This is a genomic window from bacterium, from assembly GCA_039961635.1.
Classification (GTDB): Bacteria; 4484-113; 4484-113; order JAGGVC01; family JAGGVC01; genus JABRWB01.
In genome coordinates this window covers 1-21,758 of record JABRWB010000030.1, presented here as the reverse complement: position 1 = coordinate 21,758, position 21,758 = coordinate 1, and the positions used below count along the sequence as shown (strand labels likewise).

Sequence of the window (21,758 nt, the reverse complement as noted above, 5' to 3'; positions counted from 1 at the left end):
AATGCGCAACATTTCAGTACTGTTAGTTTTGATTGCTCTTTGCCTGCTTATGGCCGCCTGCCCGGGCGGTGGAAGTGGCGAGTCGCAGCCCGACGAGCCCGCGACGGAAGTGGCGCCCGGAGGCGGCTCATCTGGCTCGCCCGGCGAAGTGCCCGCGACGGCCGACGATAATACAACTCCTTCCGGAAACGGAGGGGAAGAGCCTGCGCCGGAGTCACAAAAAATGTGGAAGTTCGAGGGTCTGCCCGAAGGAACAACGCCCACATTCGATCCCTCGTCCGGCGGTGAAATCGAAATGAAATTTGTGCTTGCGGCAAACTGCCATTACAACGACGACGCGGTGCCGCTCACATTGAAAGTAAAAGAAAAACCTGAAGGCGTGACGATTGAGCCGGCGGAGTTGACTTTTTCGAAAGGCGCCGACATTCCCGAATCGATCAAGTTCAAGGTCACCGGGGTGAAGCCGGGAAGTTCCGGAAAGATTTCATTCGATGTTGCGGCCGCGTATTGCAGCGACGACGGATTCTGTGTGATGACTCCGGATATAGTCGAATTCGATTTTTCGGCCGGCGAGCCGGGTAGCCTATCCGCTTACACGATTCTTTACACCCTCGACCCCGGCATTTAGCCCTCGGTTTCGCTTATTTCTTCGGGAGCCAGCGGCACGTCGAAAAGGTCGGGGAACCTCTCGTAAATCGTCCTGTTGGCCCCGGTTACCCGGTCGAGGTAAACCTCCACATTGCGCCGCGACAATTCCCTGCGAATTGTCGAAAACGCACTGAAGAGATCGGTTGTAATGGCCTCGCATTCGTCCAGGTTAATAACGACGGCCTGGACTCCGGTGCGCGCGCAATCGAGCACTTTCGTCACCAGGGCTTGTCCTTGCGAGCCTGAAATCGAGCCTCTCACAATCAGGCACGAAAGACCGCCCCTGTTTTCACGAACCATGTACATCGTTCATTTCCCGATGAAATGCCAATGTCCGACTTTGGCCTTACATCCTTAAAATTACTTTGCAGGTTTCACTGCGAATTTGTCCAGGTCGTACCAGCGCAACTCCTTGCCGCAAATCGCGATAAAACCGCCCAGGTCGCCCGCTGCGGCGACAAATTTGCACTCTCCCAGCTGTTGAGCCGGCACGGTCGCCACCGTGGAGCCGTCGTCCAACTTGAATGCCGTCAGCGAGCCGTCCGCCGTATCCACAAGCGCGATTTCAGCCAGCCTGTCCATTGCAAGCGGAATATCGGAAAAGGGCTTTATCGTTTCGGACTTGTAACTCATGTCCGCCGTATTGAAAATCAGCCTGTGCGTCAGGGGAACATGACCCTCGGAGTTTCTGCCGCGCCAATTTTCGGGCTGCGCCAGCAGGCATCTGTAAATCTCGCCGGTTTTATTGAGCACCCCGCCCACCAGGTAAGCATAGGTCATTTGATGATGGCGATAGTACTGCTTTTGGCTCGTGTTGAGTGTGAGCAGTGTGAACTTCGGATTTTCCTTTGTGCCCACTTGGACTATTATTTGGGTGATCGCTAAATCAGGAAGGAAAATCACGCTTTTTCCGGAATAAACGTCCTTGGAATCCGAAGGCAGTGGATCCTCCCAAAAGGGCTCAACCGAAAGCAGATTGAAAGTCTTGCTGTAATGCCGAAGGGTGCCGGTACCTCCTCCCCAGCAAGTCATGGTGTTGCCGCCCGGCCCCAATGCCACGACTTCTTTGCAATCCTCGTAGTCCACCCTGGCCCAGACTTTTCCTTCTTCGATCGAGTACAGCTGTCCCCCTTGCAGGCTGACGCAGAACAAAACCTTGCCTGTATCTGAGAGAATCAAGTTGAACACGGCGCCTTCGACGTCGAAAAGCTTGCGTTTTTCGCCGCCGGGCAGGTTCATCAGCCATACCGCCGAGCCTCCGGCAACCTCTTTGGATTCATCCGCGAAAACAAGTCGGCTGCCTGTCGAATTTATGGCCGCAATCGGCGGAACACGCATATTTTCGGGCCATGTATGCAGGACGGTCACCGGTCGCTTGAAATGCACCGTTGTCCAGTCGAAGTCGTCCCCGGCGAGGGGCTGCTGATTCGCAGATGTTTCGGACTTGGATATCTGGCCGTTCTCCTGAGCCTGGCCGTCGCCGTCCGCCGGCTTGCATCCGGCAAGCGCGAGAACGGCAAGAAATGCCGCCGCGAACGCGGCGGGAACGTATTTCGATGAAGTGGACGAAGACATAGGCGAGTATTATACCCAAACGACTTCTCCGCCGCACTTTCGCTGACCCGCCGCAGGATTATATGTAATTCATTGCGCCGGCCGGACCGCTCCCATCGGAGGGGAATGGGTGCGAAATTGGCAGTGCGCGCCGGACTCTACCTGGGCACCACTTCGAAATAGACGCCCTGATTGATCGCATACGCGTCGTTTTCGTCCGCGGGGAACAGCCTTACAACGTAAGTGCCTGGCTGCGATGGGGAGTGGAATGTCCAGTACCACGACTGGCCGGCCTTTACGTAAATGTAGTCGATGTCTGCCGCATCGTTGTCCTGCTCGCGAAGCGAGCCGACGCTCGCGGGAATAAGCCCCAGCCAAGCGCTGCTCTTGACTCCGAGAGGCGTTTTGTACGCGATTGTAATCTCGTCGCCGGCGCGTACCCGCACCGCCGAAGCCGCAAGCGGATTGCGGTCATCGGCCACCGGAAGCGCCGTCTTTCCGTCAAGAGTGACCTGCATCCTCACTCTGCAGTACGGCGTCCACTCGTTGGAATCTCCGCTGATTATGGCTGCGACGTAATAACCGGGTTCGTCGGGCGCGTCGAACGCCCAAACGCCCGAAGTGCGGCCCGAGACGTACTCGTACTTAATATCGTGATCGTCCGGATCTTCGCTTCCATCCAGCGGGCTGAAATTCTTGAACAATCCGATCCAAGCGCCGTCGGGCAGCGAAGGATTGAATGTGAAGGTCAGTTTGACTTTTTCTCCGCGCTTGTAGACCGGCTTGTCGAACGCGACGGTGGGATCTCCTATCCGTCCGCCTTCCGTGGAAATTTGGAACGTGGCGGACGATGCCACAGGTATATCCGGATCCGCGTCTCTCTCGAAGAACCGTACCTGGAAGAAACCCGTGTCAACGGCGTCAAGCTCGACAACTCCGGATGTTTTTCCGCCCGTGTATGCGTAATCGCGGTCGTAATCGTCCGCGTCTGTGTACGGATCGGTGGGCACGGAGGCGTCAAACAGCCCTATCCATGCGCCGGCATTTGCACCGGGATCCGTGAAAGTAACGCGAATTTTCTCCCCCAGTTTGTAGATTTCTTTGTCCACCGACACCGTGGCCGCATGGGCTGACGCGCACAAAGCGGCGACTATCACAATGGAAATTGCAAGGCTCCTCATGAAACACCCCTTACCCGAGATTTTTGGAAAACCAATTATATAACGCGCGGACGCGCCTTTGCTCTACTTGAAAATTTCGCTCGGCGAGCTGAAGTCCTGCCCCCAAAGGCGTTTTTTCCCCGCTTTGCTTTCATCATCGTCTCCATCTCCGGACGCGACATAACCGCCTTCGGAATGGAAGTACTTGTCCAGCTTCGCATAGTAGCTCTGGCCGCAGACCGAACACTCGATTTTTATGCGTTCGAATTCGTCTTTTTGCCGCTTCCACTCGTCCTTTTCCCAGGTCGTCGTGATCACTTTCGTTTCGATGTCGCTCACGAATTCGTGCAGAGTTTCCGCCTTGCATTTGTCGCAACGGCGGGAGAAGGAATTTCCCGCGGCAAGCATTCCGCGGGGGACATGCCGGAATTCGTCCCCGGTTCCGGTGCCGTTGCAGGTGCGGCAAAGCTCGCGTTCGTTGCCAATCAGCCCCGCGCCGTCGCATACCGGGCAGAACGGCTCGCCGCGCACCCGGCCGCGTCCCTCGCACTCGGTGCAGGCGTACGCGACTTCGTTCTTCACCAGGCCGAAAAACTTGGTCGTCGTGTAGTAGAGCACGCCTTGCCCCTCGCACTTCGGGCAGATGCTCTCCTTATACTTAACCGGCATACCTCAACCCCCAAGCTTCCCCCGCGCCCCCGCACAGGGGAGAATTCACAGCCCCGCGGAAATGCTACGCGTATCACTTCTGCAGTATAGCATAAATTCGCGGCATATAATCAGCGCGGCGGCCCGCTTGAATGCGAGGTTGCCGGGAGGTGTTTCTTGCGCGAGCCGACGGTAGATGTGGATTGGTCGAGCGGGCATTACCGCCGCATCATCACCGACCAGCGGAGATGGCTGTTCAACTGGGACTGGCTTGACTGGGTGTTCCGGGAGCACCTGGAGATCGGTCGCGCCCGCGCCGCGCTGGATGCGGGATGCGGCGCGGGATTTCTTGCGTTTGAAATGGCGAGGCTCAATCCGGAGCTTCGGGTCAGGGGCGTTGACACAAGCGACGCGCTGTTGGCTTCCGCACGCGAGGAATGCGAGTCCCGGGGACTGGTCGGGCGAGTCGCCTTCGAACGCGGCGATTGCTATTCGCTCGGATGCGGCGACGGCGCGTTCGACATCGCGGGATGTTCGACGGTTCTGCTTCACCTGACCGAGCCGGGCAAAGCCGTCGCGGAAATGGCGCGTGCGACCGCGCCGGGCGGAATAGTCTTCGCCATAGAGCCGGACAACTTCGCCAGCTTTCCTGCGGGCTGGGACAGCGCTTGCGAATCGGACGAAGTGGACTACGGCTGGGCGGCGCGCAAATTCGAGTATGCGGCGACGCTTTACCGCGGGAAGATTGCCGCGGGGCAGGGCGACAGCGCGGTGGCGCGCCGGATGCCCGCGTTTTTCACCGATGCGGGACTTGATGTTTTTTTCTTCCGCAAAAGCGACCGGATGCTCGCGCTTATCCCTCCGTACGACACGGAAGAAAAACTTGCGCTTGCAGATAACCTGCGCATTACACTGTCCGAGGAGCAGTGCCGCAAGTTCTTGCCGCAGCTAAAAAGCGAGTATGTTGCGGGCGGCGGTACGGAGGCCGGGTTCGACGCGTTCTGGGACGAGCGGATCGCGCGCCAGAACAAGGCGCTCGAAGCGCTTGCCGCGGGCACGCTCACATGGGTGGGAAATCACACGGTATGCATCTGCGCGGGGAGGAAGTCCTGATCCGCGGCAGGCTGGTTCGGCTTTGCCCTAACCGTCCAATTCGATGTCCCCGCCGCCGAAAACCCGGATTGGCGAGACTTCGTAGAACATGTCCGGCTTTTCATTTGGCCAGTCCGCGACCGCCTGCAGAATGGAAATGTCCGGAGGCAGCAGAACTTTGAACGACCGGTCTTCCATGTCCGCGGACAAGGCGCGGGCGCCTTTTTCCGAAAGGAAGGTTTGGAACAACGGCGAGCCCAGCTTGTAAGGGAATGAAAGAATTACGTTCACCTTCCCGCTTTCCACCGCGATTCGTTGGTTTGTTTCCGGTTCGGTAATTATTTCGTACCCGTCCCACCTGATAATCCGATCTTCCGGCATGATTACTTCCGGGCGGCGCGGCCCGCTGTAAACCGCCTCGATAGCCCAGTAAACATCGTTCAATGACGGCAGTATTTGGTAAATCGAAAAACCATCATCCAGCATGCCGGGGTTGAACTCGAAGTAGCCGAGGCTTTGTTGATCCTCCGGTGCGGGGGGCGGCGGAAGGAGCCTGCTCCAGTTGCTTTGGGTGTTCCAGACCTTGAATCCTTCGAGTTTTGACATGAACCGCAGCGCGACCAGCGTCACGTCGCCCACGCCCACGTCCCCGCTGCCGTCCGAGTCGAGCCACATGTCCAAAAGGTCGTTGTCCCCGTCGGTTTTGCTCGCCCCGAACCGGGCGGCCAGCACCGATAGGTCGGAGATCCCCACCTCGCCGTCCAGGTTGTAGTCGCCGACGTTGGGGTAAAGGATCCTGACTACGGACGCGTACTCGTCCAAGAAGAAATGCACCGGAACGTCGGGGGGGGGAGAGGGATTGGCCTCCGCCTGCGCGCGGATCCGGTCGAACTCGGCCAAAAGCAGCGCCATCGTTTCGCCGTCCGCGCCGTGGCGCATGGAATCGGGCGAAACTGCCGCCGCGGGCGGCGCGCTAGGGGTTTGCGGGGCGGGTGCGCTTCCCGCCGAGCATGACGAAAGCGCAAGAATTCCGACCAAAATGGTATAAAAATAATGCCGGAACATCACAGCCTCCTTATCCAGCGGGCTGTTTCGATTATACCGCAAATTCCGGTTTTTCGCAACTGCTGCGCCATATTTTTTTTTTCCGAAACGGGCCGAAATCCGGATTTCGCGCTTGAAATCCCGGCGTTTCGGGGTAAAATAAGGCTGTCCTTCCCCCCGCCTCCCCGAAGATTTCAAGGAGGATGAAATGAAAGTACGGTACTCATCGGCCCTCCTGGCGGCCTTGGTCTTGTTCGCCTCATGCTCCGGCGGTGAGCGGCGCATAAGCGGCGCGCTCCCGCAAAAAACTCCCGATCGGAAATTCGCGGAAACCGGCTCTTTGTCGCCTTCCGCGCAAGACGTTTCGGTACCCGCGGCGCGTCCGCTGTCCGACATCCTGGAGGAGGTGGAAAGCTACACGCCGCCGGATGGGGTGGATGAAAAAGCATTCGCGATGCTGCGGGCGGAGTTGGTCGGGCAGCTTATGGAAAACCGCTTTTCGAATAAGTCCGCTTCCGCTGTTGCTTATTCCGGAAAGGTAACCGATGCAGTGTTGTTTGCGACAACGGACAGAATCAGGTGGTCGTACAGCAACCGTGGAGATTACAATTTGGACGGCGAAGTGGGAATCGGTGACTTGACTCCGATTGCGGCCAATTTCGGTTCAGATTCCAACGGTGTTGAAGGCGACTACATTTATTTGAGGTGGTTGGACGACGACGGAAGCGGGGAGGTTGGAATCGGCGACATTACTGCCATCGCATTGAATTTCGGCACGACGATTTCAAGCTATGTGGTCTATGCGTCTTATTCCGATGATAAACCCGGCGGCACGATACTCGGTGAATTACCGGCAAAATCCCCGGTAAGCGAGCCCAGGGCAATGCTTGACGGTTATGAATTCGAACTTACGGAATATCCGAATTTCGTATGGATTGTACCCCGCAATCGGGAGGGTATGTTGCTTGCCCCGAGCGATCCGGTTGCGGTCAAGGCCAGGCCGAAAATAATGGGCGGAAACTATCTCAACAAGGCCGGTTCTCCAGGCGATATCCTGGAATTCTCGGTCGATTCGACAGGTACTCCGCCGCTCGTCTACGAATGGCATTTCGGCTCAGGCGCTGCTCCTTTCGCGGCTGACGCGGCAAACGTATCCGTCGAGCTTATTGAACGAGGGGTATTTGGCGGCTACATTGAAGTAAGCAACAAGTACGGAATTGACAAGGAGTATTTCAGTTACGCCGTGGTCAGTGCTCCGACTTCGGGGCCTAATTCAATTTGGATCGACGCTGTCGAAGTCGGAGTTCCAGGCAAAGTGGACTTCATCGTGTGCGCGAACGAATTTGATGGCGGCATTCCGGCGTACGAGATTATTCTTGAGTACTCCGGTTCCATTTCGGCGTCCGGAATGCAGCAGGCTCATTCGTATGTTTCCGACAACGAGGCCGTCCAAACCTGGCTGGAAATTATTGAGGATAAAACCACGATAACGCAATTCCGCTTTTTTCCCGAATCCGTGCAATCGAATGGATTGGTGTTTTTGGGGGATTTCATAATCAACGACTTTGCCATTGATGGTAGACAGCCCGATAACCTGCTGGCGTACAGCTACGAAAGAGGAATGGCGAACCCGGACAGAATTCCTTTGCGCGTCGTGGCAGCGCCATTTGAGTGGAGGTCGTCGGGATTGCCGGCCGCGGAGCCGATGACTCCAAGAGCTCCATACCATGGTGGAGGCGAATTGAATGCATTATTCGATTCAGCACAAAACCATGTTGTTCTCAATTGGCGCGCCTCGGTCCGCGGAGATTACAATGGCGATTTCATCGGAACCATGGCTGATTTTATGCCGCTGGCATGGAGGTTATTGGAAAGCGCCAATGACGGAAATAACGATGACATCGACAGCCAGATAGACGGCGGAAGAGACGGTTTTGTTGATATTTCCGATGTTACCCCGATCGCCCTCAACTACCTCTCCCGCGTCACGGGATACTACGTCTTCCGCGACGGCGAGGCGATCGGCGCCGTCAGTCTCGAACCCTACCCGGAGCGCACGCACCTGATCGAGCTTTGGCCCACGGTCACCTACACCGACTGGACCGCGCCCGTCGGCGAGCACACTTACGTCGTGTACCCGTACGACCGGTTCAGCCGCACGCTTGGCGCGCCCAGCCAGGAGGCGATCGTTGTCGTGGGCGGGTAGCCGGAAGCTGCTGTTGAACCGCCCGGCGGATTTCTCGCGGGAGATTTGACGACGCATGGCCGGCGAATGATGCTATAATTCCCAATCCTGACTGTGGAGAGGTGTGGAATGCGGTTTCTCGCAGTTGCGGCGGCTTTAGCTGCCGTTTTGTTGTTCGCATCGCCCGGCTTCTGCCAGGGCAGATCGGGGCCGAACGTGAATTTCGGCATAGGCAGCCTGAACGGCCCGACGGTCGAGCTTTCCAGCGAAAATTGGTTGGTCCAGGGCACCTGGAACCTGTACTTCCTGGACGACGACGGCTTCGACGACGCGTGGGTGTTCCGCGCCGACTACGTGCTTCCCTTCGGCCAGCAGCGCGGCAGGAGCAGCTTCAGCCGCCAGGCGTCGCCCACCAAGTTTGCCGTCGGGTACACGTACATCGACATCGAGGACGACGCGGGCAACAATTTCACCGAGAACGGCGCGAACGTCCAGTTCATCTACTACTTCCAGCCGAACGTCAGCTTCAACGCCACCTACGACCACTTCTTCGATCCGGACGAGGGCAGCATCGACAACATGATCTCGGCCGGGTTCATCTGGCACTTCGGCGGAAGCTAGCCCCGCCTTTCAAGCCTGCGTTAGATTTGCGGCGCGTCCATCGCGATGCGGTGGCCGCGCCGCCGCTTTTTCCGGGGGTGGTAAAATCGGCGCGTGAGTTACTTAGGCGATAGAGGAGACATTTTTTCACTTGCCTTTGCTTTGGCATTGTTTGTTTTTGGCGGTATCTCCTTTGCGGGGATTTCGCTATTGGCCGGAGCAAGATTCTCCTATAGCGACGCGGATCGAGAATCGAAACGCAAATCCGGACTTCTTGCGGCAATTATCGGTTTGGGAGGCCTCGGAGTGACCTTGTTTTGGGCAATTCCCAAATTCTATGAAGCTCCTCTGCTCAATCTCAAGGAAAATCCAATCGGTTATTCGATAATAGCTTTGCTTATTATTTTTCTCGGTCTTGGAGTTTTCTCGCAAGGCGCAGGTTCAAGCTCCTTTAATGCAGAAAGCAACTCCGCACTTAGGATAGTGGGCATCGCGATAGTCGGTTTTGGGGTATTCCTGTTTGCAATCTTATACAGCAGCCTTTACGCGTGGTAAACGCGATTGCTTTCACAAGCGATACCGCATGCGCCAGAAATCAAGTAATCCAGTTACAATACTTCGTCACTTGGCGAAGTATCGAAGTGAGTTTATTGTTCTCGATATCTTCGCCGGTTAGAGGCGAATGAATTGGATACCAGAGCCGAACTGAAAGCGCTTGCGGCGGTTATCGCGGTGTTCCTGGCCGCGTACTTCCTGCCCGTCGGCGCGGCGCGGTTCGACAACGCGGTGCTGGAAGCGCTTGAATTGGCCAAATGGTACGCGCGCGAGCACGTGCTTCTTTGCCTCGTCCCCGCGTTTTTCATCGCGGGCGCGATCAGCGTTTTCATAAGCAAGGAAGCGGTTATGCGCTACCTTGGCGCGGGCGCGAGCAAAATCCTGGCATACGGAGTGGCATCCGTTTCGGGAACGATTCTCGCGGTCTGCTCCTGCACGGTACTTCCGATGTTCGCAAGCATTTACAGGCGCGGCGCGGGTCTCGGTCCCGCTATTGCGTTTCTGTACAGCGGCCCGGCGATCAACGTGCTCGCGATAATCCTCACGGCGCGGATACTGGGCTGGGAAATAGGCGCGGCGCGGGCAGCGGGCGCGGTGATCTTTTCGATAGTCATCGGCCTTGCGATGGCGTTCCTGTTCCGGAAGGACGGGGCGGACGGCGAGCGGCTGGCCGCCGCCGCGGCGGAAAATAGCGGCGCTTCCAAAGCCGGGCGCAAGCTTTGGCAGGACGCGCTGTACCTGTTTTCCATGGTCGCGTTCCTCGTTTTCGCCAACTGGGCCAATCCCAAGACCGGTGCTGGATTCTTCGCCGCGGTGTTCGCCGTCAAGTGGTGGCTTTCGGGCGCGGCGCTTTTGCTTCTGGCGGTAACAATCCTGCTCTGGTTCAAGCGCAATGAGCTTTCCGACTGGACGCGCGAAAGCTGGTCGTATGCCAAGCAGATCTTCCCGCTACTGTTTCTGGGCGTAATCGCCGCCGGATTTTTCCTGGGAAGGCCGGGAAACGAGGGCGTGATTCCATCCGAATGGATATCCGCGCTGGTGGGCGGAAACGGAATCGCGGCGAACCTTTTCGCCGCAATCGCGGGCGCGTTCATGTATTTCGCGACGCTGACCGAGGTGCCGATTTTGCAGGGGCTCATCGGAAGCGGAATGGGCAAGGGACCGGCGCTCGCGATGCTCCTGGCGGGCCCCGCGGTCAGTCTGCCAAGCATGCTCGTGATCAATTCGTTCATCGGAACGAAAAAGACCGTTGCGTTCGTCGTTCTGGTTGTCGCGCTTGCGACGGTTTCAGGATGGATTTTCGGTGCGTTGTTTTAACCCCCGGGGGGTGATCAAATGAGCGTAATAACTAAGAAAAAGGAGTTTCAGGAGATTTTGGAATTGCTGCGCCTGACGCCTTCGCGAAGCACGGTTGTGCTCGGGTGCGACAAGTGCGCGAAGACGAGCGAAACGGGCGGCACGGTACAGGTAGCCGAAATGCGCGAATTGCTGTCCGGCGCGAAAGTGCGGGTAAAGCGGTTGCCGGAGCTTGTTGACGCTCTCGAAGAAGGGCTTTGTGACCCCAAGGCGGTAAGGGAAAAAATCGCGCCGCGATTTGATCCTGCCAATAAGGATTTGCAGGTTTTGGCTCTTTCTTGCGGCGCTGGTTTGCTCTGCCTCAGAAACTCGTTGCCGCAAGTGCGCATAATTCCCGGTCTTGACACACTCGGACCGGGAGTAAAAGGCGAGCTTGCCTGTTTATCCTGCGGCCATTGCAGATTCGACGAGCAGGGATGCAGGATGAAATACGTTTCGGAGCAAAGATTCAGGCGGCTCGATTCGGCCTATCCAGTCCAGATCGGACCGACCAAATCAGAAGGAGCGCAAGATGGAAGATAAGTCAGTCGAACACGCAACTTTCCGGAAACCCGCGGTTTTGATTTGCTCAAGCAGCGGCGCGTGCCCGAGCATGGCGAGGATTGACTTCTGGGTATTGTCGGAGCGAGCGAGATTGGAACTCGGAAATGAAATCGAATTCATCGCATTGCACCCGCGCCTTTGCGAAGAAGACGGCGAGAGACTGATGGGGCGGCTGCTCAACCGGGATATCGCCTTCATAACGCCGGCCTGCGCGGAGAAGCGACAGGAAAAGCTGCTCAGGGACGGCTTCGAAAAGGCAGGCGTGCCGATGACGGAAGCAAACTGGATTCCAGTGAGCATGGCGCAGGAAGATACGGAGTCCGTATTTCAAAAAATCCTTGCAGCGGTTAAACCGCGCTCAGGGGAGCCCGCGATTTAAGGAGTCGAAATAGTGGCAGGAACATACATGGGCATTCCAAGAGAGCGAATCCCTTGGGAACCCGAAATCGACGAAGATCATTGTGCCGGCTGCGGCGAGTGCCTTGATACCTGTCCAAACGGAGTGTACGAGCTTGCAGGCGACGGATCGAAAATGATCGTGTCGAATCCATTTAACTGCGTGGTGATGTGCGACAAGTGCGCCGGATTCTGTCCGCTGGAAGCGATTTCGTTTCCGGACAAAGGCGCAACGAAGGAGCTGCTTGCCGAACTTGTCAAACAAGTTGCCGCGGGATTTAAATAGTATCTTCGGCCGCAAGGCCGCAAAAAAACCAACGGAGGTGTCTGCATGAAGGTTGAGATATTCGGTACTGGATGCGCCAAGTGCATCGAGTTGGAAAACAGAACCAGGTCGGTATTGAGAAATCTCGGCGTCGAAGCCGATTTTTCAAAAGTTACCGATTTAAACAAGATCATTGCCGCGGGCGTCATGATGACTCCTGGGCTCGCGATCGACGGGAAACTGGTCCTGTCCGGAAAGCTTCCGACTATGCCGGAGCTGACCTCGATAATTACTACACGGCTTTCACAAAGCGAAACCGGGAGCGGCGCGTGAAAGCAAAATCTCTGATATGGGTCGCTGGCGTGATTTTGCTCGCGGTGGGAGCATGGAGTCTCAGGCAACAGCCCAAGCAAGTTCATCCAAGCGACTCGGAGCAGCCCCGAGACGCAGCGCGAGGGGTCGCCGAAACTCAGCCCGAAAACCGCGCCGGTCAGGTTAATCTCGCGGGAGAAGATCGGGGGCTGGCGGCGAGGCTGGGAGTGCCGGCGGGCAAACCTGCGATGGTCGATTTCGGAAGCCTCAACTGCATTCCATGCATTGAAATGGACAAAAACATGTCCGAAGCGAGGCCGAAGGTCGGAGACGCCGCTACGATTATGTTCGTGAATGTGTACGAACAGCAGGAGCAAACAAAGCTCGCCGGCATTTCGATAATACCGACGCAGATTTTTTTCGACGCGCAAGGCAACGAGACCTGGCGGCACGTCGGCGTGCTGACCGTGGACGAAATCGTCGCGCGCCTGACCGGTCCGAGCGGCAAAAATGAAGGCGGACAAACGGGCGGCTCCGCCAAAGGCGGTTAGTCTTTGGAATCGCTCGTCCAATCCATCTCTTCCGCGCTCGAATCGCGGCCGCTCTGGGCGCCGGCCGCCGCGCTTTTGGGCGGGATGCTGACCGCGGCGAATCCATGCGTGATCGCGTCGGTTCCGCTGCTCCTCGCGTTTCTCGCGGCGCAGGGAACGGGGCGCGAAAGCCGCGGAAGGCGAATCGCCTCGGTGCTTCTGTTCACATTGGGGCTTGCTTTCACGTTCACGCTTTTCGGGCTGGCTGCGGTCGGCATCGGAAGGGCTGCGACCGCCTTGGGGGATTTATGGAAGCTGCCCGCGGCGATAATCTGCCTGCTGGTCGCGCTGCATTTGTTCGGTTTGCTCGAAATCAACATTCCGCTGCCCGAGCGCGTAAAGCGCGCATCGGCCGGATGGCTGGGCGCGCTTTTGCTTGGAATCGCGTTCGGATTCATCAGCGCGCCGTGCGCGACGCCGGTGCTTGCGGTGATTCTGGCGATTATCGCGGGCGGCGCGGTGGACGCGTCAGGCGCGGGAACGGCGTTTTACGGATTCGTTTTGCTTTTGTTCTACTCCATCGGCCATTGTGTTTTGGTGATAATCGCAGGACTTAGTATGGAAATTGCTTCCCGGCTTGTCGGAGACAGCCGGCTCGCGGCCGCGAATTTGTGGCTTAAGCGCGTCGCGGGCACCGTCTTCGCCGCGGCCGGGATTTGGCTGATTTTCGGAAACTAGGTTAAGATAATTCGTCACTTGGCGAAGTATCGAATTGCGGGTGTGACTCAATGAAGGAACTGACCAAAATCGCGGCTGCGCTTTCGGACGAAGGACGTGTGCGCATCGTGCTTGCGCTTGCCGGGCGCGAGCTGTGCGTATGCCAGATGGTGGAGCTTTTGGATCTCGCTCCGTCCACGGTGTCGAAGCACATTTCGATTCTGCGCGGCGCCGGATTGATTGAGCCGCGCAAGGACGGGCGCTGGGTTTTCTACCGGCTGGCTGACAAAAAATCCGCGCCGCGGGAAGCGATCCGCGCGCTCGAATGGGCGTGCGACGCCGCGCGCGACTCCGCGCAGGCCAAAAAAGACGCGGCGAAGCTGAAAAACCTGCTCAAAACTCCCCCGGAGGAACTCTGCACTTGGGTAAAGCAAAAATGAGGATTCTTTTCGTTTGCACGGGCAACGCGTGCCGCAGCCAGATGGCCGAAGGCTGGGCGCGTTATCTCTTTGCCGACAGCATCGAGGCGTTTTCCGCCGGAGTCGCGCCCGACGGTGTGGATCCGCGCGCGGTCGCCGTGATGAAGGAAGCGGGAGTGGATATATCGAACGCGCGCAGCAAGCACGTTTCGGAATTCGACGGCCAGAGTTTCGACATCGCCGTTACCGTTTGCGACCATGCTCGGGAAGTTTGTCCGATTATTCCCGGAGCGGCGATGACTTATCACAAAGGATTTGAAGACCCGCCCATGCTTGCGCGCGGACTAATCGGCGAAGAGGAAGTGTTGAACGTGTATCGCCGCGTGCGCGAAGAAATCCGGCGGTTCGTTCAAGGATTGCCGGACTTGATAGAAGAAATGAAGGAGAAGGAGCACCAAAAATGAGTTCGGAGTCAATTGGCGCTTCGGTCGCGCCTGTTTGTGGTCGCGGAATTGCCGGCAGACTTTCTTTTCTCGATCGTTACCTTACTCTCTGGATATTTCTAGCAATGACAGCGGGAGTGGGACTGGGCTACTTTGTGCCCGGCGTCGAATCATTCATCAACCGGTTCAATTCGGGGACGACGAATGTTCCGATTGCGATTGGACTGATTCTGATGATGTACCCGCCGCTCGCGAAAGTTCGTTACGAAGAGCTGGGCGACGTCTTCCGCAACTGGAAGATTCTTCTTGTTTCGCTCGTCCAGAACTGGATCATCGGCCCGATACTGATGTTTTTCCTTGCGATTATCTTCCTACCGAACCACCCGGAGTATATGGTCGGTTTGATAATGATCGGCCTTGCTCGATGCATCGCGATGGTCATCGTGTGGAACGAGCTTGCAAAGGGAGATACGGAATATTGCGCGGGACTGGTCGCGTTCAACAGCGTGTTCCAGGTGCTCTTTTTCAGCGTTTACGCGTGGATTTTCATCACCGTGCTGCCGCCGATGTTCGGACTGAAGGGAAGCATAGTGGATATTTCGATAGGCCAGATCGCGCAGAGCGTGTTCATCTATCTCGGCATCCCGTTCATCGCGGGGATGCTCACGCGGTTCGCGCTAGTTCGCGCAAAGGGAAAAGAGTGGTACCACGGCAAGTTTATTCCCAAAATCAGCCCGATAACGTTGATCGCGCTTCTGTTCACGATTGTAGTCATGTTTTCGCTAAAGGGCGAGTACATCGTCCAGCTTCCGCTGGACGTGCTGCGGATCGCGGTTCCGCTGCTTATTTATTTCGTCGTGATGTTTCTTGTGAGCTTTTTCATCGGGCATCGCATCGGAGCGGATTATTCCAAAACCGCGACGCTTTCGTTCACGGCGGCATCGAACAATTTCGAACTTGCGATTGCGGTCGCGGTCGCGGTTTATGGAATCGGCTCGGGAGTGGCGTTCGCGGCGGTAATCGGCCCGCTTGTGGAAGTTCCAGTGTTGATTTCGCTTGTAAATGTCGCGCTTTATTTTCAACGAAAATATTTCAGGCTGGAAACGGCCTGATAACCGAGGATGATGCAAATGGCGGATGTCCGCAAAACGGTTAGAAAAGCTTATGCCAGGGTAGCTACCAGCAGGACTTCCTGCTGCGGGCCTTCTGGCTCATGCTGCTCCGGCGCGCCGGAGGCATCGGCCAATCCGGTGGCGGAGGCGGACCTCGGATTGTCCTGCGGCGATCCGCTTTCTTTCGGGCATATCCGGCCTGGCGACGTCGTTCTCGACCTCGGATGCGGCGCGGGTAAAGACGTATTCATCGCGGCCGAAATAGCCGGGCCGGACGGCCGCGCGATCGGAGTGGACATGACTCCCGAAATGTTGGAGCTTGCACGCGAAAACGCCAAAAAGCTCGAATCAAGAACCGGATTGTCAAATGTGGAATTTCGCGAAGCTTACATCGAGAGCCTTCCGGTTGAGGACGGCTCGGTTGACGTGGTTATTTCCAATTGCGTCATTAATCTCAGTCCCGACAAACCTCAAGTGTTCCGCGAGATATTCCGCGTTCTCAAGCCGGGAGGCAAGATGGTTGTATCCGATATAGTCCTCAACCGCCCGCTTCCAATGAGCATCGCGTCCGATCTTGACGCTTACGCCGCCTGCATCGCTGGCGCGCTTATGCGCGAAGAATACCTGCAGGCGATTCAGGACTCCGGTTTGAGTGAAATCGAAATCGCCTCCGACAGGCTTTACACGGCTGAAAACGCCTGCGACGATCCTTTGACGAAGGACATTTCGGCAAGCCTCGAAGGCGCGGCGTCAAGCGTCACGATAGTGGCGCGCAAACATTCGTAACAAGCCAAAAGCGTATAACCACGCGCCCGAAATGTATGTATAATCCGCCCAACCGGATATCTGTTAATTTTGTTCCGGCGGAGTGCGGATGTCGAAGGGCAAAATCGCTGTTCTCGGTTGCGGAATGGTCGGCGGGTTCATCGCCCGCACGCTCGCGCAGCAAGGATTTCATGTAACCGCTGCGGACGCGGACGGCGAACCGCTGGCGCGGCTTATGAACACAAAAGGAATTACCATAAAGCGAGCCGACCTGTCGGACGCGCGGGAAGTCACGAATCTTGCCAGCCATTCGGATTTGATTATCGGAGCTTTGCCGGGGAAGCTGGGTTTCAAGTCGCTCGAAACAGTCATTCGCGCCGGGAAAAATACGGTTGACATCTCGTTTTTTCCGGAAGATCCGTTCGAGCTGGATAGTTTGGCAAAAGAGCACGGCGTAACCGCGGTCGTGGACTGCGGGGTGATGCCTGGACTGGGCGGTATGGCGGCTGCGAGATTCGCGGCTTCCATGGACAGATGTGACGAGATAAGCATTCTGGTCGGAGGCCTCCCTGAAGACAGGAGCGGAAAAACCGAATACAAGGCGCCGTTTTCGCCGTCAGACGTAATCGAGGAATACAAGCGGCCGGCGCGGCTGCGCGTTAACGGCAAAGCGGTCACGCGCCCCGCACTTTCCGAAATCGAAACCGTCGAGTTTCCGGGGGTCGGTACGCTGGAGGCTTTCAACACCGACGGTCTACGCACGCTTCTGCGCACGATGGACTGTCCCGACATGCGCGAGAAAACGCTGCGCTATCCGGGACACGCGGACAAAATGAAGCTTTTGTGCGAGCTAGGATTCTTCAGCGCCGAGCCTGTGCAGACAACGAACGGAAAGGCGATACCCCTGGAAGTTACCTCTGCTCTTTTGTCCCGCGAGTGGAAGCTGCGCCCCGGCGAGCCGGAATTCACAGCGATGCATGTAAACGTTAAAGGCGTTCGCGGCCAAACTAGCGCGTGCGCGGAAATGCGGCTGCTGGAGCGTATGGACAAGTCCACGGGCGACAGCTCGATGGCTCGCACGACGGGGCTGCCAGCGGTCGCGGCGGCGCTGCTCATCGCCGAAGGAAAACTGAAAGCGGCCGGAATTGTGCCTCCGGAAGAACTGGGAAAGGACGCGGAAATATTCGCGGCGATTTTGCGGTTCCTGCGCGAAAGCGGGATTTCTCCGGAGTTTTCCGGAATCGACTTGTAGCTATTCGTACCGAAGCGCGTTGATGGGGTCGAGGGATGCCGCGCGAAGCGCCGGCAGCAAGCCGAATACGATTCCTGTCAGAATGCTGAAAAGCACGGCCAGAGCGACCGTGCCGGTCGAGATGTAAGGCGTCCAGTGCGCCCAACGCGTGATTCCGACCATCGCGGCCACCCCCGCACCAATGCCGATAATCGATCCGATTATGCATGTCACTGCGGACTCCGCGAGGAATTGCGTGAATACATCCGCCTTTGACGCGCCCACAGCCTTGCGAATCCCAATCTCGCGCGTCCTTGTGATTACAGACATCAGCATGACGTTCATTATGCCGATTCCTGCGACGACCAGAGCGATTGCCCCGACGCCCATGAGGATTACCGAAAACACTGCGAACGTTTTATCGCGAAGCCTGCTGAAATCTTTGATGGAGAACACCTTGAAGTCGTCGTCGCCTTGGGAGCCGCCGCCCGCGGCGCGCAGCGCTTTCTCGATTTTGGCTATCGCCGCGTCGTCGGAAATGTCGGCTTTTTTCTCCACCAAAATAGTGTGCACACCGTCGAATTGGTACATTTCGGAGAGTACGGTTATCGGGACGTATATCCTGTCGTCCAAATCCTCGAAACCGAAAAAACCGCGTTCCTCGAGCGAGCCGATCACCTTGAATTTTCTGCCCTTTATGGCCACCGATTCGCCTATTGCTTGCGAATCGCCGAATATTTTTCTGCGGGCGGAATATCCAAGCACGCAAACAAGATCCATGTTTTCGATGTTTGCTTTCGAAAGAAAAACGCCTTCGACCATTTCGTAGTTGCGGATTTCGCGCATGTTCTCGCGCGTTCCAAGCAAAGTGCTGAACTTGCGAACCGAGCCCCATCCCACGTGCGAGGGAAATACCGAAATGGGACATACGCTTTCGATTTCCGGAAGTGCGCGTATCGCATTTTCGTAATCGGCGGGAAGGAACGCCGCGGCGACCGCGCCTTGACTAGCAAGCGGCTCGTCGGCGTTGAAATAGGGAGTGACGAAAAGCGTGTTGGCCCCGAAATCGCTCATTATGCGCTCGGTCTGGCGTTTCGCAGTCTCGGAAAGGCTGATCAGCGTAATTATGTTGGCGATTCCGATCGCGATTCCGATCACCGACAGAATCGTCTGAACGGGATGGGTCGCGAACTGGCTTAATGAAACCGCGAGTGCTTTGCGGCGCATCGCAGCGGTTATTGACCTTTCCTTGCCGATTCCTGGTTGTTGGCGGAAAGGCCTGCGAAAAACATTTCGCGGTCCGGCTGTATGTCGAAGTGCGCGTCGATTTTTGTTATGTTGAAGATTTTTTGGATGAAACCGGATACATTCGTGAGAATTACCTTCGCGGGGCCCTGCTTTTCGAGCTGGAAGCGGAACCAAAGCAGGATGTTGAGGCCTTCGGAGCTGATGAATTTGAGGTTCGTAAGGTCGAAAAGATATTGCTTCCCCGGCTCGGCCAGAAGCTCTTCGATCCCCTTTTTGAAAACTTCAATGCCGGCCTGGTCAAGGTCGCCGTGAAGCGCGACTATTTTCCAACCCGCATACTGCTCGGTTTTGATTTTAAACATAGGATTTCCGGTGCCGTAGCCCATCTGGAATGTTATCATCAAACGGATTCTTTTTCAATTTGGGCCGCTGTCCACGCTTTCGCAAGTTGTTCCGGCTGCCCGATGCCGCGGATTAAAGAGGCCGTTTTCGTTGCGCGGCTGACCAAAATCCCGTATAATTCGCGTCCCATCGGGGCGTGGCTCAGCCCGGTCTAGAGCGCAAGTCTGGGGGACTTGAGATCGCGAGTTCGAATCTCGCCGCCCCGATATCTGCTTTTCAAAAAAGCCCGTTCCGGTTCGTTCGACCCTGATTGGCGTAATACCCGCGCAAGAAAAAGCCCCGCCGAAGCGGGGCTTTGATTTTTGCAATCGGATTTTTCGGTCAGGCGATTAGCCCAGAAGCGGCTTGAGCCTGACCTCGATGTTGACGGTGCTTCTGGGAAGAAGCTCGACAAACGTCGTTGTGGTGTTATAGAACTCCTTCGAAACGACAATCTGCCATGTGGTCGGATGCCATACTTGGTTGTCATCCCAGAATCCGGCCGCAAGATCGGGAATCGAGAAAGTGCCCACCGAGTTGGTGGTGAACGTTCTGTTGTACTCGGTTCCGGTCTGGTCGATCAGCCTAATTGTTGCATCCTCTATCGGTTTGCCCGTCGCATCGTCGTATACCGTGCCGGCCAGGTTCCCATTGACCGCTTGAATGATACCGCGATCCCACAGGTTGAAGTTTGCAACAGAAGCTTGGTCGTAAAGAATCGTAATCGTCGCCGAGTCGTCCTCCAGGTTGCCGAATTGATGCGACGCCGTCACGAAATAACGACCGGTGGCGAGGTTAGGAATTCTGTACTGGCCGTTGATATCTGTTGATACCTGGGCCACGAATCCTTGCGAGCCGCTGACCGTAATCGTCGCGTCCGGCAATGCAAAGCCGCCCGGCATCTTGCGGACGGTTCCCGCCAGGCTTCCGAAGCCGATCTGCGGGGTTTCGCGGTTGAATATTCTGATTCGGTCAACATCGCAAATGTAAACCGTGCCGTCCCGGTCAACCTCGACACTCTTCGGCGCAACCAGGGCATTTCCGGTCAGCCCGCGAGCGCCGGAACCGATCTGTCCCCAGTAAGCGTAGGAGCCGTCGTTGTCGTTGCGCTGGAATATTTGGACGCGCCTGTTGCCCGGATCGCAAACATAAAGCCTGCGCAAAACCGGATCCCAAAACATTCCCGCCGGTCCGCCCGCATCCACGTCGGGATCTTCTAGATCGCCTTCCCCCGGTAAGCCCGCCGGTACTATTGGAGGATTCGGGGCGAAGCTTCCGGGCCCGGAGCCGTACGACTGGCCGATGATTGCGCGGTAGTCGTCTATCGTGGCGCGTTCCCCCACCGCGGAAGATCTGGTGGAATACGTGTAATCCCAATCGTAGTTGGGGAATTCTATACTCGGCAGTTTCTCGTCGCTGAAGGTAGAAACGCCGACGAAGTCGAGGACGGTAATTGACTCGTTAACAAAATAATCGGCCGGATTCGAATTCAATGGATCGAGATCCTTTCCGATGGCGGGCGACGTGCCGAAGCCGATGGCGTAGTTTTGCCCGTCATGATAAGGGCCGTAATCCTGAATGTCATCGTCGTCGTCAGGAGGAGCGAAGATCGTCGCGTTATCGAAGTAAGGTACGAGAACGTTGGTGGGATGTCTTTCCCCGTGCGGATCGTCCCATGCGTCCACGAAAAACAGTCTTAAAGGCTGCTCATCGTTTGAAATGTCGAATATCGCGACTTCGTCCGCAATACCATCGTCACCTTTCAAACCTTCGCTGTCGTCCAACCAGGCCATTTGGACTTTGGCCAATATGCTTCCGTTTCGCGTGAGGTCCAAGCCCACCACATCGACGATGTCCCAACTATCTCCTGGATCGGGTGGTTGAGTAAGGTTCGGAATTATGTTCTCAACGGCGAAGTATGCGGGGAAGGCCAGCCATTTGCGGAATCCGGGCTGTCCATCATCCAGCCTTGTCGAAATCGGATCAAGATTCGGACCGTACAGTGCAATCACGCATCCGGTTTCATCGCCACCTCCTTCGCCGGGTGAATGTGCAACTGCCACATGCTTTGAGTAATTCAACGGCATGTCGGCATAGGAGTTTTCCGGTAGCACGCTGATATCCTTCGCCGGCGCGTTCGGAACACCTGTCAGGTTCTGAAAGTTCGTCGTTTTGCTGAATGCATACACGGCTTCCTTTGAAAGCACGTAAACGAACTCGCTGTTGAATGCCGATCCCACGAGAATCGAATCGAACTGCTGGCCGTCCAGCAGCTGTCCAACTGCGCTTGGGGCGTAATAAACAGGCTCGCGCGGATCGCCGCCTTGCTGACCGCTGTCCTGGGGCGGCGGATTGCCGGGAATTCCCGCCGGAGCGTTGCCCGGCGCGCACGAGAACACAAACGCGGCGGTCAAGACCATCGCCGCAGCGATCATCAAGTTAATCTGCAATTTGATCTTCATCATCGAGTCTCCCTTTCATCGTACTCGAGCGGCCGGAGCCGACCGGAACAGTGAAATCATTGAATTTACGCGGATCCGCCGCCTCCGCCTCC

At 56.7% G+C, this 21,758-nt stretch carries 25 protein-coding genes and 1 tRNA gene; 18 read left to right on the top strand and 8 right to left on the bottom strand.

Going from position 1 to position 21,758, the window contains the following annotated elements:
- The first annotated feature begins 1 nt into the window (after position 1).
- Complete coding sequence (locus HRF49_04620; protein ID MEP0813929.1) at positions 2–628, top strand: hypothetical protein; 627 nt, start codon at positions 2–4, stop codon at positions 626–628.
- Here the strand turns inward: HRF49_04620 and HRF49_04615 are convergent.
- The 4 genes from HRF49_04615 to HRF49_04600 form a co-directional block, all read right to left on the bottom strand.
- On the bottom strand, positions 625–954 hold the full coding sequence (locus HRF49_04615) for a hypothetical protein (protein MEP0813928.1): 330 nt from the start codon (positions 952–954) through the stop codon (positions 625–627). The two genes, HRF49_04620 and HRF49_04615, sit on opposite strands and share 4 nt — an antisense overlap.
- Positions 955–1,008: 54 nt before the next feature.
- The gene (locus HRF49_04610; protein MEP0813927.1) at positions 1,009–2,223 is read right to left on the bottom strand and encodes a hypothetical protein; all 1,215 of its coding nucleotides are present in this window, start codon (positions 2,221–2,223) and stop codon (positions 1,009–1,011) included.
- Positions 2,224–2,360: 137 nt separating this feature from the next.
- A complete protein-coding gene (locus HRF49_04605; protein MEP0813926.1) occupies positions 2,361–3,383 on the bottom strand; it encodes a hypothetical protein in 1,023 nt (340 codons plus the stop codon).
- A gap of 63 nt (positions 3,384–3,446) precedes the next feature.
- Entirely contained in the window at positions 3,447–4,031 is a 585-nt protein-coding gene (locus HRF49_04600; protein ID MEP0813925.1) for a hypothetical protein, read from the bottom strand.
- A 156-nt stretch (positions 4,032–4,187) separates the two neighbouring features.
- Between HRF49_04600 and HRF49_04595 the strand changes: the two genes are divergently transcribed.
- A complete protein-coding gene (locus HRF49_04595; protein MEP0813924.1) occupies positions 4,188–5,123 on the top strand; it encodes a methyltransferase domain-containing protein in 936 nt (311 codons plus the stop codon).
- A gap of 27 nt (positions 5,124–5,150) precedes the next feature.
- Here HRF49_04595 and HRF49_04590 read toward each other — a convergent pair whose 3' ends face one another.
- Positions 5,151–6,167, bottom strand: coding sequence for a hypothetical protein (locus HRF49_04590; protein ID MEP0813923.1), 1,017 nt, complete (start codon positions 6,165–6,167; stop codon positions 5,151–5,153).
- Between the two features lie 187 nt (positions 6,168–6,354).
- Here HRF49_04590 and HRF49_04585 point away from each other — a divergent pair, with 187 nt between their 5' ends.
- The 15 genes from HRF49_04585 to HRF49_04515 all read left to right on the top strand — a co-directional run bounded on the left by HRF49_04585 (position 6,355) and on the right by HRF49_04515 (position 17,596).
- On the top strand, positions 6,355–8,352 hold the full coding sequence (locus HRF49_04585) for a hypothetical protein (protein ID MEP0813922.1): 1,998 nt from the start codon (positions 6,355–6,357) through the stop codon (positions 8,350–8,352).
- A gap of 108 nt (positions 8,353–8,460) precedes the next feature.
- Entirely contained in the window at positions 8,461–8,952 is a 492-nt protein-coding gene (locus tag HRF49_04580; GenBank protein ID MEP0813921.1) for a hypothetical protein, read from the top strand.
- 93 nt (positions 8,953–9,045) lie between these two features.
- Positions 9,046–9,486: a hypothetical protein gene (locus tag HRF49_04575; protein MEP0813920.1), complete on the top strand. Its 441-nt coding sequence runs from the start codon at positions 9,046–9,048 to the stop codon at positions 9,484–9,486.
- A 132-nt stretch (positions 9,487–9,618) separates the two neighbouring features.
- Positions 9,619–10,803, top strand: coding sequence for a permease (locus HRF49_04570; GenBank protein MEP0813919.1), 1,185 nt, complete (start codon positions 9,619–9,621; stop codon positions 10,801–10,803).
- Between the two features lie 18 nt (positions 10,804–10,821).
- Entirely contained in the window at positions 10,822–11,364 is a 543-nt protein-coding gene (locus HRF49_04565; protein ID MEP0813918.1) for a hypothetical protein, read from the top strand.
- Complete coding sequence (locus HRF49_04560) at positions 11,354–11,764, top strand: hypothetical protein (GenBank protein MEP0813917.1); 411 nt, start codon at positions 11,354–11,356, stop codon at positions 11,762–11,764. Before HRF49_04565 ends, HRF49_04560 begins: the two co-directional genes overlap by 11 nt.
- Before the next feature lie 9 nt (positions 11,765–11,773).
- A complete protein-coding gene (locus HRF49_04555) occupies positions 11,774–12,067 on the top strand; it encodes a ferredoxin family protein (GenBank protein ID MEP0813916.1) in 294 nt (97 codons plus the stop codon).
- 45 nt (positions 12,068–12,112) lie between these two features.
- A complete protein-coding gene (locus HRF49_04550) occupies positions 12,113–12,379 on the top strand; it encodes a TM0996/MTH895 family glutaredoxin-like protein (GenBank protein ID MEP0813915.1) in 267 nt (88 codons plus the stop codon).
- On the top strand, positions 12,376–12,909 hold the full coding sequence (locus HRF49_04545) for a thioredoxin family protein (protein MEP0813914.1): 534 nt from the start codon (positions 12,376–12,378) through the stop codon (positions 12,907–12,909). The genes HRF49_04550 and HRF49_04545 overlap by 4 nt, the downstream gene beginning before the upstream one ends.
- Positions 12,910–12,912: 3 nt before the next feature.
- Positions 12,913–13,626 carry a sulfite exporter TauE/SafE family protein gene (locus tag HRF49_04540; GenBank protein ID MEP0813913.1) on the top strand — a complete coding sequence of 238 codons (714 nt, stop codon included), beginning with the start codon at positions 12,913–12,915 and terminating at the stop codon, positions 13,624–13,626.
- 50 nt (positions 13,627–13,676) lie between these two features.
- On the top strand, positions 13,677–14,045 hold the full coding sequence (locus tag HRF49_04535) for a winged helix-turn-helix transcriptional regulator (protein MEP0813912.1): 369 nt from the start codon (positions 13,677–13,679) through the stop codon (positions 14,043–14,045).
- A complete protein-coding gene (locus tag HRF49_04530; protein MEP0813911.1) occupies positions 14,042–14,488 on the top strand; it encodes an arsenate reductase ArsC in 447 nt (148 codons plus the stop codon). The genes HRF49_04535 and HRF49_04530 overlap by 4 nt, the downstream gene beginning before the upstream one ends.
- Positions 14,485–15,579 (top strand): ACR3 family arsenite efflux transporter, encoded by a 1,095-nt coding sequence (gene arsB, locus HRF49_04525; GenBank protein MEP0813910.1) that lies wholly within the window; start codon positions 14,485–14,487, stop codon positions 15,577–15,579. Before HRF49_04530 ends, arsB begins: the two co-directional genes overlap by 4 nt.
- Before the next feature lie 18 nt (positions 15,580–15,597).
- Entirely contained in the window at positions 15,598–16,365 is a 768-nt protein-coding gene (arsM, locus tag HRF49_04520) for an arsenite methyltransferase (GenBank protein ID MEP0813909.1), read from the top strand.
- A gap of 88 nt (positions 16,366–16,453) precedes the next feature.
- The gene (locus HRF49_04515; GenBank protein ID MEP0813908.1) at positions 16,454–17,596 is read left to right on the top strand and encodes a saccharopine dehydrogenase NADP-binding domain-containing protein; all 1,143 of its coding nucleotides are present in this window, start codon (positions 16,454–16,456) and stop codon (positions 17,594–17,596) included.
- Here the strand turns inward: HRF49_04515 and HRF49_04510 are convergent, their stop codons facing one another.
- Both HRF49_04510 and HRF49_04505 read right to left on the bottom strand, forming a co-directional pair.
- The gene (locus tag HRF49_04510; GenBank protein MEP0813907.1) at positions 17,597–18,802 is read right to left on the bottom strand and encodes an ABC transporter permease; all 1,206 of its coding nucleotides are present in this window, start codon (positions 18,800–18,802) and stop codon (positions 17,597–17,599) included.
- An 8-nt stretch (positions 18,803–18,810) separates the two neighbouring features.
- A complete protein-coding gene (locus HRF49_04505; protein MEP0813906.1) occupies positions 18,811–19,224 on the bottom strand; it encodes an STAS domain-containing protein in 414 nt (137 codons plus the stop codon).
- 131 nt (positions 19,225–19,355) lie between these two features.
- Here HRF49_04505 and HRF49_04500 point away from each other — a divergent pair.
- Positions 19,356–19,431, top strand: a tRNA-Pro gene (locus HRF49_04500).
- Positions 19,432–19,554: 123 nt separating this feature from the next.
- Here the strand turns inward: HRF49_04500 and HRF49_04495 are convergent.
- Complete coding sequence (locus tag HRF49_04495) at positions 19,555–21,669, bottom strand: carboxypeptidase regulatory-like domain-containing protein (protein ID MEP0813905.1); 2,115 nt, start codon at positions 21,667–21,669, stop codon at positions 19,555–19,557.
- Between the last annotated feature and the right edge of the window lie 89 nt (positions 21,670–21,758).

Bases quoted from the DNA above. Each gene is read 5' to 3' on its own strand.
- HRF49_04600 (MEP0813925.1), bottom strand. From the start codon at position 4,031: ATGCCGGTTAAGTATAAGGAGAGCATCTGCCCGAAGTGCGAGGGGCAA.
- HRF49_04585 (MEP0813922.1), top strand. From the start codon at position 6,355: ATGAAAGTACGGTACTCATCGGCCCTCCTGGCGGCCTTGGTCTTGTTC.
- arsM (MEP0813909.1), top strand. From the start codon at position 15,598: ATGGCGGATGTCCGCAAAACGGTTAGAAAAGCTTATGCCAGGGTAGCT.
- HRF49_04590 (MEP0813923.1), bottom strand. From the start codon at position 6,167: ATGTTCCGGCATTATTTTTATACCATTTTGGTCGGAATTCTTGCGCTT.
- HRF49_04535 (MEP0813912.1), top strand. From the start codon at position 13,677: ATGAAGGAACTGACCAAAATCGCGGCTGCGCTTTCGGACGAAGGACGT.
- HRF49_04565 (MEP0813918.1), top strand. From the start codon at position 10,822: ATGAGCGTAATAACTAAGAAAAAGGAGTTTCAGGAGATTTTGGAATTG.
- HRF49_04530 (MEP0813911.1), top strand. From the start codon at position 14,042: ATGAGGATTCTTTTCGTTTGCACGGGCAACGCGTGCCGCAGCCAGATG.
- HRF49_04495 (MEP0813905.1), bottom strand. From the start codon at position 21,669: ATGATGAAGATCAAATTGCAGATTAACTTGATGATCGCTGCGGCGATG.
- HRF49_04610 (MEP0813927.1), bottom strand. From the start codon at position 2,223: ATGTCTTCGTCCACTTCATCGAAATACGTTCCCGCCGCGTTCGCGGCG.
- arsB (MEP0813910.1), top strand. From the start codon at position 14,485: ATGAGTTCGGAGTCAATTGGCGCTTCGGTCGCGCCTGTTTGTGGTCGC.
- HRF49_04510 (MEP0813907.1), bottom strand. From the start codon at position 18,802: ATGCGCCGCAAAGCACTCGCGGTTTCATTAAGCCAGTTCGCGACCCAT.
- HRF49_04605 (MEP0813926.1), bottom strand. From the start codon at position 3,383: ATGAGGAGCCTTGCAATTTCCATTGTGATAGTCGCCGCTTTGTGCGCG.
- HRF49_04620 (MEP0813929.1), top strand. From the start codon at position 2: ATGCGCAACATTTCAGTACTGTTAGTTTTGATTGCTCTTTGCCTGCTT.
- HRF49_04580 (MEP0813921.1), top strand. From the start codon at position 8,461: ATGCGGTTTCTCGCAGTTGCGGCGGCTTTAGCTGCCGTTTTGTTGTTC.
- HRF49_04615 (MEP0813928.1), bottom strand. From the start codon at position 954: ATGTACATGGTTCGTGAAAACAGGGGCGGTCTTTCGTGCCTGATTGTG.
- HRF49_04560 (MEP0813917.1), top strand. From the start codon at position 11,354: ATGGAAGATAAGTCAGTCGAACACGCAACTTTCCGGAAACCCGCGGTT.
- HRF49_04515 (MEP0813908.1), top strand. From the start codon at position 16,454: ATGTCGAAGGGCAAAATCGCTGTTCTCGGTTGCGGAATGGTCGGCGGG.
- HRF49_04505 (MEP0813906.1), bottom strand. From the start codon at position 19,224: ATGATAACATTCCAGATGGGCTACGGCACCGGAAATCCTATGTTTAAA.
- HRF49_04550 (MEP0813915.1), top strand. From the start codon at position 12,113: ATGAAGGTTGAGATATTCGGTACTGGATGCGCCAAGTGCATCGAGTTG.